This window comes from Peptoanaerobacter stomatis (assembly GCF_000238095.2).
GTDB classification, from domain to species: domain Bacteria; phylum Bacillota; class Clostridia; order Peptostreptococcales; family Filifactoraceae; genus Peptoanaerobacter; species Peptoanaerobacter stomatis_A.
In genome coordinates this window covers 1,734,439-1,748,501 of record NZ_JH815225.1, presented here as the reverse complement: position 1 = coordinate 1,748,501, position 14,063 = coordinate 1,734,439, and the positions used below count along the sequence as shown (strand labels likewise).

Here is a 14,063-nt window from a genome sequence, read left to right as displayed (position 1 = left end):
TTATATATTTTACATACCCTATCCGTCAAAGTTTTTTATTTCATTTCCCAGTTTTCAAATCCTAAGTCATACGCAAACCAAGGATTACCAAATTGAGCCCCTTTAGTGTCAACTTTTTCACCATTTACAAATATCATATTTTTAAGCATAAATACAGGCATTTTTGTTAAATCTGTTTGTTCTATTGATTGTAATTCTTTTAATGCTGCTGCTTTTGCATTTGCATCTGTAGCTTGTATCAATTCATTATAAGGTTTGTCATAAGATTCATTGTGTCCTATCAATTTAGGGAAGTTTCCATGTGTTGCTGAATATTCTCCATACCATTCATCATAACCGAATGCTGATAATCCTTTTAATGCTATGTCGTAGTTTCTTATGTCAAATAATTCTTGAGTTGCATCTCCTGCAAATTTTTGAAGATTTACTTTTATTCCTACTGCTTCCAAATTAGCAACTATAGCTTCATATAAGCTAACTGATGATTGGTCTGCCATATAATAACGGAATTCTAATGTTTGATTAGTGTCATATCCTGCTTCTGATAAAAGTGATTTTGCTTTTTCAGGATCATATCCAAATTTGTTTATTGTATCGTTATAATTGGCTGTATCTCTTGCAGGTACTCCCAATGATGCTACTTCTCCTATTTCAGGATATATGCTTTTAGCTAAACTTTCTCTATCTATTGCATAGTATATAGCTTCTCTTACTTTAGGATCTTGCAATGCTTTGTTAGCAGGACGAGTGTCATTTCCTGTCAAGTTGAATACTAAATAATAGTAGAATAATGTATCTACCGCTGATTTTTCCCAAGCAGCATTTTCGCTTAATTTGCTTATTTCTGCCGGAACTTTTGAGTTGAAGAAATCAGCTTGTCCATCTGCAACTGCTGTCAATATACTTTCTGAAGGAACTATGTTTACAACAACTTTTTGTATTTTAGGTGCTGTACCTTCATAATTTTCATTAGGTACCAATGTTATATAAGAATCTGTTACTATTTCTTCTACTTTATACATTCCGTTTGTTATAGGATTTTTCCAGAAATCTGCTGTGTTGTATTGTAGCATATCAACGCCTTCAAAACCATGTTTTGGAAGTATAGCAAATTGTGATAATATTGGAATTAAATTTCCTACAGGTTGAGTTAATTTCATAGTTATTTTATTGCCGTCTACTGTAAGTCCGCTAACTGTTTCTGCAGTTTTTTCTTTATACTCTTTTGCACCTTCTATTTTAGAGAATGTTGCTGAGTATATACCGTTTACTTTTGCTCCTCTTAAAGCTCCTTCGATAGAAAATTTAACGTCATCAGCTGTTAAATCTTTACCGTCTGACCATTTAAGTCCGTCTTTTAATGTAAATTCATAAGATAATCCGTCATTAGCAGGCTTATATTCAGATATAAGATCAGGGTTGAACTCTGTAAGAGTGTTGTTTGCTTTAAATAAGCTTCTGAATGTTATAACCTTGTATAAGTCGCCACGATTCCACCAAGGTGTGTCAAAATTAGTACCTTCACCTTGTTTACTGAATATTGTGTACAACGCTTTTTCATCTGTATTTTGAGCAGATGTAGTTTCATTTTTCTTGTCTGTATCAGCAGGTTTTTCTGTGCCGCCACCACAAGCAGTCAATAAAAGCATACATGAAACAAGTGATGCTATTAATGATTTTTTCTTCATTTTGCCCTCCTAAATAATTTTAAAGTTAATTAAAAATTTATTCAAAACATTAAAGTTTTTGAAAACCGATTAATTATTGATTAACAAATATTAAACCCAATATCTAATTAATCATATTCGCATTCTTGCATTGAAAATGTTTTTCATTTAAAAATATCGTTTGCCTAAACTACGCAATCATTTCTTCTTTTTCTTATACTCAACGCTTTTTCTAAGCACGGAGTTTGCTGTCTTTTCTCTCATTAATTCAGACATATCTTCATCTATAAGTGCATATGTTGTACATAACAAATCTGTCACCAACATCTGTGATACCCTGCCTGTAAGACTGCCTCCGTCTATTGGAGACTCCTTGCCCGCTGTAAGCAAGCATATATCTCCGAGCGATGCCAAAGGAGATAAAATATGATTGGTTATGACTACCAAACTCGCATTATTTTTCTTGGCAAGCTCTATAGAATCTATTATATCCTCGGTTACGCCTGATATAGAAAATGCAATAACAAGATCTTTTTCATCGAGTATAGCCGAATTCATCATCTGATAGTGTGAATCTGTAACCGTATATACCGTCTTGCCATATCTAAGCAACCTTGAGCACATATCAAAAACAGCATTTGCACTCGCACCTATACCGAATAAAAATACTCTGTCTGATTTTTTGATTAAAGATGCCACTTTTTCAAGATTTTCCTGAACTATTGCAGAATAAGTTTCTTGTATACTATCTTCAAAATTTCTAACTATTTCTTCCACATAGTTGTCTTTCCTCTTTGCACGAATGGGAGTATTTTCTTTTGCAATATGAAGTTTCATATCTCTAAAACCGTCAAAACCTATGGTTCTGCAAAATCTCAGTACGGTAGCCTCTCCTACCTTAGCATCCTGTGCTACTTCCTGTATACTTTGATATATGAATTTTTCTCCCTGCTTTTTTATGAGGTTTGCAACTTTTTTCTCACTTTTAGAAAGGGAAGGATAATAAGAGTCAATGAGCATATTATAATTCATAATCACTGCCTCCCTAAAGTATATATGTATCTGTCTGATACAAGCTCATTATATCATATAAAAAAAATAAATCAATATATTTTTGAAATTTTATTTTATTTTATTTTAAATTTTTGGAGTTTTATTTTAAACATCATTGTTTTAATTGTAATATTATATTCAGTTTAATTATATATAAGTTTTTCGTATAATAGGATTATCGTAATAAACTATTCTTTATATCCATTTTTATAATACTTGAAGATTTTTTATCACAATGATATAATTTTATAACAATTTATACTTAGCATATATCACCTATATTTTAAGCAAAACTTATATAAATGCTGTTAAAAAAGATAACGGAACATTTTGTTTATTCGTGATGAATTAACTTTAAACTTTCGTCATCTTCATTTATATAATAAAATATTTTGTTTGTACGTATTATTAAACATAGATATTTTTGAACAGCGTTCAACATAAATTTGCCATATTATTTTTTATTTAGGAGTTTGTTATGTTTGAAGATAAACTTATAATAATTCGTGGTGCCGGCGATATAGCTACAGGCACTATAAATAGATTATATAAATGTCATTTTAAAGTATTATGCCTTGAAACTGCAAAGCCGTCTGCAATAAGAAGAACAGTTGCATATAGCGAAGCCGTATACAGCGGAAAAACTACCATAGAAAACACCACTGCCGTAAAAGTATCTTGTATAGATGAAATAAAAAACGCACACAAAAACGGACTTATTCCTGTAATGATAGATGAAAAATGTGATATATTAAAATCACTTAAGACGGATGTGCTTATTGACGCAATAATTGCAAAAAAAAATCTCGGCACAAATATGTCTATGTCAAAGCTGACAATAGCACTTGGTCCAGGTTTTGAGGCCGGAGTTGATGTAAATTATGTAATCGAAACTATGCGCGGACATAATCTCGGACGAGTTATAGAAAAAGGCTTTGCATTGAAAAACACAGGAGTTCCCGGACTTATTGCAGGAAAAAGCGGTGAAAGAGTGATACATTCTCCTGAAAGCGGAGTAATAAAAAATATAAAACAAATAGGCGATATAGTAAAAGCCGATGATATAATCGCAAACGTAGACAACTTTAATGTAAAAGCAAGTATAGACGGTCTATTAAGAGGACTTATAAGAGATGGTTACGAAGTTTTTAAAGGTATGAAAATAGCAGATATAGACCCACGTTTAGATGAATATGAAAACTGTTTTACTATTTCAGACAAAGCAAAATCCATAGCAGGCGGTGTTTTAGAAGCAATGTTTATGCACGGCTTTTAAAATACAATTTTATTTATAAAAAATGTTTTAAATTAAAAGCATAATATATGAACTTGATTTTAAATATAGATTTCTTTATAATTAATGCTGAATATTATAGAGAAATCTATATTTATGATTACACATAATTTCAGAATAAAAAAATATTATAGCAATACTACAATATTTAAATTAATACTGAAACTGAATAGCACTGTACACAATGTGTAAATTTAATAAAATACTATTTATATTTATCGTATAAATTATCTACTGTTCTATTAGATATTAGTATAAGACATACTAAATCAAATACAGTATAATTTTTTATTTAAAACACAATGAATTTATTTATAGTAATTTTTTTACAAAATTATTTATAATTATTTAATTTGAGATTATTATAAACTGATACACAATTTAATTTTAAGGAATAATCATGTATTTAAAAGGTATAGAAATAAAAGGTTTTAAATCCTTTCTTGATAAAACTTCAATAACCTTCCCAAAAGGTATGATATCCATAGTAGGACCTAACGGAAGCGGTAAAAGCAATATCCTCGATGCCATAAGATGGGTACTCGGAGAACAAAGTATCAAATCACTTCGTGGAGATAAGCTTGAAGATGTAATATTTTCAGGCACACAGACCAGAAATGCACTCGGATATTGTGAAGTTACTCTCATCTTGGACAACGAAGACAAAAAAGTGGATATAGATTACACAGAGCTCTCCATAAAGAGAAAAGCCTATCGTTCAGGAGAAAGCCAGTTTTTCATAAACGGAAAAAAATGCCGACTAAAAGATATCAAAGAAATTCTGCTTGATACCGGCATAGGCAAAGAAGGCTACTCCATAATTTCACAAGGCAGAGTAGATGAAATAATAAATTCCACAGGCAATCAAAAAAGAGCACTGCTTGAAGAAGCATCCGGCATTACAAAATATCGCTATAAAAAAGAAGAAGGCGAAAAAAACTTAGCCTCAGCCACAGAAAACTTGGAAAGAATAAATGATATATTTATTGAGATAGAAAATCAAATAAAACCACTTAAACTCCAAAAAGAAAAGGCCGAAAAATATCTTCAATACTCAAAAGAGCTTAAAGTACAAGAAATCAATAAGATACTGAAAAATGAGCAAGAGTTGAAAAAAGACATAGAAAAAATACAAATTCAAAGCTCTCAAATAAAAGATGAACTTTCAAAAAATGAACTGGAGCTAAAAAATACAAACGATACATTATCTTCAACACAAGACGAACTTGACTATATAACAAGAAAAAAAGAAGAATTGAACGCAGAAATATCCGAAAACAAATCAAATCTTGCAAAAAACAGCTCCGAAATATCAATAAAAAATGAAAATATAAAAAATATGTTGGACACCAACGAACTTTTAAAAAGTCAAATAGATGACGCTGATGAAGAACTTGAAAATATAAAACAAAAATATGAACACTTAAAAAATGAATTTGATAACACAACTCATCAAAAAAGCGATATAGCAAATTCAATCACAGCTCACCTTGAAGATAAAAATAATATAAATGCACAAATAAACGAAATATCTTTAAATATACGAACTTATGAGCAAAAAACAAGAGATACCGAAAATGAAATAGCCAAAATCGAAACAAAAATAGAATTTCAAAAGACAAATATAGACAGTTTTGCTCAAAAATTTTTAGAATATGAACAAGAATTCAAAAATCATAATGATATAATCGAAAATCTTAATTCAAAACTGCAAGAAAAAAATCAGAAAATTGATGAAATAAACGAGACCTTAAAAAGTATAGAAGATAAGATTTCAAAAAATGAAGAAACTCTGCAAAAATACCAAAAAGAAAATAATTTGTTGTTAAATAAAATAAACGAAAATAACCTGCATATAAAAGACCTTACAGCAAAGACAAACCTGCTTGAAAACTTGGAAAATGATATGCAAGGCTTTTCAAAAGGTGTAAAATTTCTGCTTAGAAACAAAGACTTAACAGGCATACAAAACGTAGTTGCCAATGTGATTACTGTAAAAAAAGGCTATGAAAAAGCAATCGAACAGCTCTTAGCAGGACGTCTTGAAAACATCATAATAGACAAAGCTCACCAAAGCAAAGACGCAATAGATTATTTAAAAAGAGAAAATTTAGGCAGAGCGACATTTTTACCATTAGATACTATAAAACCGTCACAATTTTCTTACAACGATGAAGGCGTAAAAGCAATAGACGTTGTAGAATATGACAACAAATTTGCAAATATCATATCCAATTTACTCGGAAGAATGATCATAGTAGACGATATGGACACAGGGCTGAAAATTTCAAAAAAATATTCAAACTCATTTAAAATAGCTACGAAAACAGGCGAAATATTCAACATAGGCGGTTCAATCACAGGTGGTTCAAGCAATTTTTCAAAAGAGATATTCACAAGGCGAAACACAATAAATCAAAATAAAGAAGACATAGCAAAATTAAATCAAGCTGTTCAAAATTTGAAAACAGAATTTGAAAACAACAAAAACTCTGTAGATGTATTAAATCAAGAAAACGAAAAAAATAAATACTCTCTATCGTCAAATAAAGATGTATACATATCTTTACAAAACGAGACTGCAACTCTAAAAACCAAGCTTGAACACCAACAGCAAATGCTCGAAAATCTGAACGAAGAAAGAAAAACAGTAGAATATACAAATAAAAAAGCTACCGAATCTTACGAAAATGATATACAGACATTAGAAAATCTAAATCAGACACAAAATGAAATGAATTTAAAATTGACATTTCAAAATGAAAAATTAAGACAAGAAAATGAAAAACTTGATAAATTGCAAAACAGTATAAACGAACTTGAGCTTAAAAAAAGCCTCATAGAGCAATCTTTATCAAATACAAAGCTCCAAATAGACGAATTAAGCGAAACCATCAAATCACATAGCAAAAAGACAGAACAATCCAAAAACAAAATCACATCCAATCTCTCTCAAATAGAGAAATACAAGGAACTCATAAACTCTATTGAAAATGCAAATGTCGATATACAAAATAAAATATCTGAAAATATCGAGAAACTTGGCAAAATTTCATCAGGAGAAAAAGAGAAATCTGAAAATCTGAAAAAGCTCAGAGAAAAAAAGGAACAACTACTGTCTTCACAAAACAATATAAATGCACAGATAATCAAAATTGAAAGTGAAGAAAGCAAAGTAAATTACAAGATACAACTGCTATCAGAGAGTTTAGAACAATCATATTCTATGAGCCTGCAAGATGCAAAAGCCTATGAAGATAAAACCATAATCATAAGCCAAAACACTATCAAAACTTTAAAAGAACAAATTTCAGCCTTAGGCAATGTAAACATAGACTCAATAGAAGAATTTGCCAAAGTCAACGAAAGATATATTTTTTACAAATCTCAAAAAGAAGATTTGGAGCAATCCATATCAAAGATAAACTCCGTAATAAAGAGTTTGGAAAAGAGCATGATTGAAGATTTTAAAACCAATTTTGAAATCATAAACAAAAACTTTGACGATATATTCAAAATTTTATTCGGTGGCGGAAGCGGTAGGCTCATATTGGAAAATGAAGATGACATATTAAATACAAACATAGATATATCCGTACAGCCTCCTGGAAAAAAATTGAGAGGTATATCAATGCTTTCAGGAGGAGAAAAAGCACTGTCTGCAATAGCATTACTATTTGCAATAATAGCAAGAAAACCCGTACCTTTTTGCATACTTGATGAGATAGATGCACCGCTTGATGACGCAAATATATACAGATATATTTCATACCTGCTCACCCTCATAGACACAACTCAATTCGTAACCATAACTCACAGACGAGGAACAATGGAAGCATCTGATTATATATATGGTGTAACCATGCAGGAAAAAGGTATATCTGATATAGTCAGCTTGAAATTAGAAGACGCAAAACACTATATAGAAGAATAAAATATGTTTGAACATCCCTTATTTAAGCAGTGTTTAGAGTTAAAACACCATATAGTGTTGGATTAAAATATATAGTATTAACCCGAAAGGATAAATATGACGGATAAACAATTTTATAAAATATTAAACAAAGTTGAAAAGCCCGGAAGATATATAGGCAAGGAAAAAAACTCCGTAATAAAGGACAAAAACTCCGTTGACGTGAGATTTGCATTCGCTTTTCCCGACACATACGAAATAGGTATGAGCCACTTGGGTATGCAAATACTTTACAATCTGATAAACTCACTTGACTATGCTTGGTGCGAAAGAGTTTTTGCACCTAATGATGACTTTGAACAAGAGATGAGGAAACAAAACATCAAACTCTTCTCCATTGAAAGTCGCTCAAATATGCACGAGTTCGATTTTTTAGGCTTCACATTGCAATACGAAATGTCATTCACAAATATATTGAATATGTTCAATTTAGCAGATATACCGTATTATTCATCTGACAGAGATGACAAATATCCAATAATAGTTGCAGGAGGACCTTGTGCTTACAACTGCGAGCCTATTGCAGACTTTATAGATGTTGTGCAGATAGGTGAAGGCGAAGAGATGATGGTGGAGTTTTTATATTTATACAGAAAGCACAAAAATTCTCCCAACTATTCAAAAAAAGCATTTTTATTAGATGCTGCAAGGAATATAGAAGGCATATACGTCCCTGCATTTTATGATGTAAGTTACAACGATGACAACACTTTTAAAAGCATCACTCCAAAATACGAAGGTGTTCCCCAAAAAATCAAAAAAAGAATAATAAAAGACTTCGACAAATCATTTTATCCGGAAAATATAATCGTGCCAAATATAGAAATAGTACATTCAAGAATAATGCTTGAAATATTTAGAGGTTGCACAAGAGGTTGCAGATTTTGTCAAGCAGGTATGCTATACCGCCCGATAAGAGAAAGAAAACTTGAAACTTTGAAAAGCATATCAAAACAAATGTACAACTCTACCGGATACGAAGAAATATCATTAACCTCTCTAAGTAGCAGTGACTACTCCGATATAAACGGTCTGATAGACGAATTAAATGAAATATACTCAGATGAAAAAACAGCCATATCACTACCTTCGCTGAGATTAGACGGATTTTCACTCGATACCGCTCAAAAAGTACAAAAAGTAAAAAAATCAGGTATGACATTCGCACCGGAAGCAGGCTCTCAAAGAATGAGAGATGTTATAAATAAAGGCGTTGATACTTCAGATTTGGACGACACGCTTACAAAAATATTCACAAGCGGTTGGCATAGAGTGAAACTTTATTCTATGATAGGCTTGCCTTATGAAACTTATGAAGACTTAGACGAGCTTAGAAAACTCGGATATAGAGCATTAAATATTTACAAAGATACGCATAACGGCAAATTAACCGCAAGAATGGGAGTATCGCTGAGTGCATCTCATTTTGTACCAAAACCTTTTACTCCGTTTCAGTGGTTCGGTCAAAACTCATTGGACGAAATGAAGAAAAAACAATTCTATATAAAAGACAATATACGAAATAAAAATGTATCCTTCAGCTACCATGATCCTAAAACATCTCGAATAGAAGCCGTACTTGCAAGAGGTGACAGAAGACAGTCAAAAGCAATACTAAGAGCATACGAATTAGGCGCAAAATTGGACGGTTGGAGTGAGTTTTTCAACTATGACACTTGGATACAAGCGTTTGAAGAAGTCGGATTAGACGTAGATTTTTACGCCACAAGACAAAGAGATTATGAAGAGATATTCCCTTGGGACCACATAGATTGCGGAGTATCAAAAAGATATTTGATTTTAGAAAATGAACGTGCAAAAAAAGAACAATTGACACATGATTGCAGAAAAGGTTGCACAGGATGTATGGTAAACAAAGATATAGCCGTAGGGCTATGCGGTTAAAAATAAATTTCAAAATATATTTTTTTATGATATAATATGCAAAAGGTAGTATGCAGTGTTTTTCCCTAATTTTAAATGTTAGGGGGTGATTGTATGTCAACATTTGAAGTTATAACCATAATGCTTATGGCTTTAGATTTGATATTACAAATCATAGCCCTTTTTATAAACAATAATAAAAATTAGGCAACAAAAAACCACTGTATCCCAACTACAGTGGTTTTTATAAATAATCACTCTAAGGGAAAAGCCGATAGGCTTACTACCTTTTCTAAACACATTATACTTCATACAACAAATAATTTCAACAAAAATTTGACCATTTGAAGGTCTTTTTTATTATTTATAAATTATATATGTATCAACAATATTATAGAAATTGGTATATACAATTAAATATAGAAAGGTAATCGATGATAAGAGTTCAATATCAAAAATTAGGCGATATTTCATATATATCGCACTTGGACATAGTAAAATTAATGGAGAGGATATCAAGAAGAGCAGGAATAAAACTTTCATACTCGCAAGGCTTTTCTCCACATCCCAAAACTTCATTTTCTCCTGCATTATCCGTAGGAATGCAAAGCTACTGCGAATACATTGACTTGGAATTGGAAGACGAGAGCATTTCCTTAGACGAACTTATCGAAAGATACAACACAGCCTCAGTAGAAGGCATAATCTTCACAAAAGCAAAAAAATTCGAAGATAAAACCGAAGCCCTTATGTCATTCATAACACACAGCAAATTTGAATTTGAAATAGACGACGAAATAAACTTTGGCAGCATAATGAATGCAATAGACACCATAAATTCATCCAAGACAATAATGTTCAGCAGAATAAGCAAAAGCGGCAACGAAATACCCTACGATATGAAGGAGTATATTGAAGAATTGAGTTATGACGAAGAAAAAAACATAATAAAATCAACCATATGCACATCCTCCGCAAAGACATTAAACCCACGAGCACTTCTTTCATATATACTCACTCAATCAGGTTTAGAGCAAGACACATTCACCATAATAACAAAGACAGACACATATAATATGAACGAAAACGGAGAAATAACCAGAGCGTTATAAAAATATTATGAAAAAAATAATCATACAAAAAGGACTTTTTCTCGATAAAATAGCATATTTTAAAGACGATATACTCAAAAAACTCAAAATAACAGATAAAAATCAACCATATTTTGAAAAAGATATATTCATAGCAAAAAAAAAGAAACACAACATATCTATGAGCTCGCTTTCTCTGTCATTAGATGAAAATACTGACGGCTTTATGCACTACTACGGCAAAGACAATTTTGAATACAAGCTCTGCCAGATAAAAAAAATCTATAACAACGAAAAAAATCCTAAGCTCACAGACGAGATAACACTTGTAGGAAAATATACAATCTATATAAAAGGAAGTAGCGGACTGTCCATATCAAACAAATCAAAAGATGATGAGATAATAGAGACTTTCAAAAATGCAATAAATCCCTCCATATTATCAGACACAAAAATAATATTGAGAAGTAACTGCACGAAAGATGATATTCACAGTGCAATATCAGAAACAGAAGAATTTGACAAAATATACTCTCAAATTAAGCTAAAAGCAAAACTCACATCAAAACCCCAATTACTTTACAGACAATACGAAAGCGAAGAATTATTTTTATCAAAGCTGAACACAGATATAGACGAGCTCATTATAAACGACAAACAAACAGCAGATAGATTAAAACGCTCATCATTTAAGATAGATAACATCATCTGCAAAAATGAAAACCTGTTCGAAAAAAATCTTATAAACACACAGATAGATGCCCTGCTCAGCGATAAAATATCAATGCAAAACGGAATTAATCTATACATACAAAAAACAGAAGCAATGTATGTAATAGACGTAAACTCCGCAGGCTATTTCAAATACAAAGACAAAAACAAAAATGCACACCACATAAACAGTATTGCAATACCGGAAATCGCAAAACAGATAATGCTCAGAGATTTAAGCGGGATAATTCTGATAGATTTCATAGAGATGAATGACGATAAACTCGCAAAAAATCTCATAAATCAAATGAATACACAATTGGAAAATGACGACAGAAAATCAAGCGTAGTATCAATTACAAAGCTGTCACTTATGCAAATAATCAGAAAAAAAGAAGACTTGTCCATATCCGAGATATTGCTTGATAAAAATTTTACCAAACTCTATTCCGTAGAATATATATTCGAGCAAATATCAGAAAAACTCTCAAATATGCAAATCACAGATGAAGAAAACTTGGAACAAATAAAATCCGTCAACATCCATATTCCTACATTTGAAAGCGAAAAAACTAATAAATATATAAAAATATTAGAAGAAAAATATAATATAAAAATAATACCTGATTATCTAAAAAGAAGTAATTTCAACATAAAAATCCACTAAATAATGCTATATTTCCATACTTTGAATAACATATTATATATCCGTTTTTCAAACAAATATCAGTTTAACACAAGGTGATTATATGCAAAACAACTTATATCCCATAAACTTGGACGTCTCCGATATAAACGTGCTCATAATAGGTCTTGGCACAGTAGGATACAGAAAACTGTGCTCAATTATAGACATATGCAAAAACATCAAGATTGTATCGCTCGACATATCAAAAGACAAGCTAACAAACATATCAGCAAGACAAAATATACACTATGAAATAAAAAAATATGAATCCTGCGACATAGACGGCTACGATATGATTTTTGCCTGTACTGATGACGATAAAACTCAAAGAAAAATACTTTCAGATATAAGCACTGCACAAAAAAACAGATTTATATTGGCAAATTTTTGTAAACATCAAGAAAGCTCCAATTTTGCAAATATGCCCTCAATACAGACCGATGATTACGCCATAGCAATCACAACCTATGGAAATGACCCCAAATTATCCAAAAATATATGTGAAAAACTGGAAAATTTTCCTTTATATTAATATTCGTTTGATTAATAGACAGGCATATTACTATTCTCTCATATAATAGACAATTTATCTGAGTTTTCCATAAATATTTGTTATATTTCATTAAATTTATGCAATACTATTTTTCTATTTGGTTTTAGTATATTTTGTTTATTTTAAATATGCTTAATTTTACTTAGCCAATAAAATTTTAAAAACAAAAATATCCATTATTATATTAACCTTTGTATTACAATAAAATTATTTTAAAAAATTTATGAGGACATTATGAAAATCATAAAAGTAGCAAGCAGAAAAAGTATGCTTGCACTCAAACAAACGCAAATCGTAGTCGATATGCTCAAAAAAATATATCCGAATATTAAATTTGAAATTGTAACCATCGATACCTTAGGAGACAAAAATCTCAATAACAAACTGTCACAAATAGGCTCAAAAGGACTATTTACACAAGAAATCGAAGATATGCTCATAAAAGGTGAAGTATCCATGGCAGTCCACTCACTCAAAGACATCCCCACACAACTAAGCGAAAACTTGCAGATAAGCGCATATATCAAACGTGACACCAACAAAGATATAATGATATTCGCAAAAAACTGCTCAAATATATATGATTTGCCAAAAAATGCAAAAATAGGTACCTCCTCCATAAGACGAGAAGTACAGCTCAAAAAAATAAGTCCAGGCTTTGAAATCTGCAACATAAGAGGCAACATCCAAACACGATTGAGAAAAATGAAAGAAGAAAATTTTGACGCAATAGTTCTCGCAAAAGCAGGTTTAAAAAGGCTCGATATGCTAAAAGATGTAAATTATCAGGAACTTCCTTTCATATCAGCCTCAGGACAAGGCTGTATATGTGTAGAAACCACATCCGACAACGAAGAAATAATCTCTATGCTCGAAAAAATAAACGACAAAACTACTATGGACTGTGTCATGCAAGAAAGAGAATTCTTAGACTATATAGGTGGAGGTTGCCACTCACCCGCAGGTGCATACTGCACAAAAAAAGACAATATCTATAAAATAATCGGCTTTAAATCAGATATAGACGGCACTTCATTCATATATGACGAACAAATATCACAAGCACCCGAAAATTTAGGAATAGACCTCGCAAAAAAAATAATGTCCAAAATATAATTGACTTTAAAGGAACAGAAAACAAAGAAATGT

The 14,063-nt window shown here is 31.2% G+C and carries 9 protein-coding genes; 7 read left to right on the top strand and 2 right to left on the bottom strand.

Annotated features, from left to right (window positions below):
- Positions 1-35 precede the first annotated feature (35 nt).
- Positions 36-1,688 (bottom strand): ABC transporter substrate-binding protein, encoded by a 1,653-nt coding sequence (locus tag HMPREF9630_RS07630; protein ID WP_009527924.1) that lies wholly within the window; start codon positions 1,686-1,688, stop codon positions 36-38.
- A 177-nt stretch (positions 1,689-1,865) separates the two neighbouring features.
- Positions 1,866-2,699, bottom strand: a complete 834-nt coding sequence (locus HMPREF9630_RS07625) for a MurR/RpiR family transcriptional regulator (protein ID WP_009525223.1) — start codon at positions 2,697-2,699, stop codon at positions 1,866-1,868.
- A 499-nt stretch (positions 2,700-3,198) separates the two neighbouring features.
- Here HMPREF9630_RS07625 and yqeB point away from each other — a divergent pair, with 499 nt between their 5' ends.
- The 7 genes from yqeB (at position 3,199) to hemC (ending at position 14,030) form a co-directional block, all read left to right on the top strand.
- The gene (gene yqeB / locus HMPREF9630_RS07620; RefSeq protein ID WP_009527923.1) at positions 3,199-3,996 is read left to right on the top strand and encodes a selenium-dependent molybdenum cofactor biosynthesis protein YqeB; all 798 of its coding nucleotides are present in this window, start codon (positions 3,199-3,201) and stop codon (positions 3,994-3,996) included.
- A gap of 418 nt (positions 3,997-4,414) precedes the next feature.
- Entirely contained in the window at positions 4,415-7,948 is a 3,534-nt protein-coding gene (smc, locus tag HMPREF9630_RS07615; RefSeq protein WP_009527922.1) for a chromosome segregation protein SMC, read from the top strand.
- Between the two features lie 96 nt (positions 7,949-8,044).
- Positions 8,045-9,892 carry a TIGR03960 family B12-binding radical SAM protein gene (locus HMPREF9630_RS07610; protein WP_009527921.1) on the top strand — a complete coding sequence of 616 codons (1,848 nt, stop codon included), beginning with the start codon at positions 8,045-8,047 and terminating at the stop codon, positions 9,890-9,892.
- Positions 9,893-10,305: 413 nt separating this feature from the next.
- Positions 10,306-10,983: a TIGR03936 family radical SAM-associated protein gene (locus tag HMPREF9630_RS07605; protein ID WP_009527920.1), complete on the top strand. Its 678-nt coding sequence runs from the start codon at positions 10,306-10,308 to the stop codon at positions 10,981-10,983.
- A gap of 7 nt (positions 10,984-10,990) precedes the next feature.
- Positions 10,991-12,340 carry a ribonuclease E/G gene (locus HMPREF9630_RS07600; protein WP_009527919.1) on the top strand — a complete coding sequence of 450 codons (1,350 nt, stop codon included), beginning with the start codon at positions 10,991-10,993 and terminating at the stop codon, positions 12,338-12,340.
- Between the two features lie 82 nt (positions 12,341-12,422).
- On the top strand, positions 12,423-12,893 hold the full coding sequence (locus HMPREF9630_RS07595; RefSeq protein WP_009527918.1) for a precorrin-2 dehydrogenase/sirohydrochlorin ferrochelatase family protein: 471 nt from the start codon (positions 12,423-12,425) through the stop codon (positions 12,891-12,893).
- 255 nt (positions 12,894-13,148) lie between these two features.
- Entirely contained in the window at positions 13,149-14,030 is an 882-nt protein-coding gene (hemC, locus tag HMPREF9630_RS07590) for a hydroxymethylbilane synthase (protein ID WP_009527917.1), read from the top strand.
- Positions 14,031-14,063 lie beyond the last annotated feature (33 nt).

Coding starts and splice junctions, on each gene's coding strand:
- HMPREF9630_RS07625 (WP_009525223.1), bottom strand. CDS start 2,699: ATGAATTATAATATGCTCATTGACTCTTATTATCCTTCCCTTTCTAAA.
- HMPREF9630_RS07605 (WP_009527920.1), top strand. CDS start 10,306: ATGATAAGAGTTCAATATCAAAAATTAGGCGATATTTCATATATATCG.
- yqeB (WP_009527923.1), top strand. CDS start 3,199: ATGTTTGAAGATAAACTTATAATAATTCGTGGTGCCGGCGATATAGCT.
- HMPREF9630_RS07595 (WP_009527918.1), top strand. CDS start 12,423: ATGCAAAACAACTTATATCCCATAAACTTGGACGTCTCCGATATAAAC.
- hemC (WP_009527917.1), top strand. CDS start 13,149: ATGAAAATCATAAAAGTAGCAAGCAGAAAAAGTATGCTTGCACTCAAA.
- HMPREF9630_RS07630 (WP_009527924.1), bottom strand. CDS start 1,688: ATGAAGAAAAAATCATTAATAGCATCACTTGTTTCATGTATGCTTTTA.
- HMPREF9630_RS07600 (WP_009527919.1), top strand. CDS start 10,991: ATGAAAAAAATAATCATACAAAAAGGACTTTTTCTCGATAAAATAGCA.
- smc (WP_009527922.1), top strand. CDS start 4,415: ATGTATTTAAAAGGTATAGAAATAAAAGGTTTTAAATCCTTTCTTGAT.
- HMPREF9630_RS07610 (WP_009527921.1), top strand. CDS start 8,045: ATGACGGATAAACAATTTTATAAAATATTAAACAAAGTTGAAAAGCCC.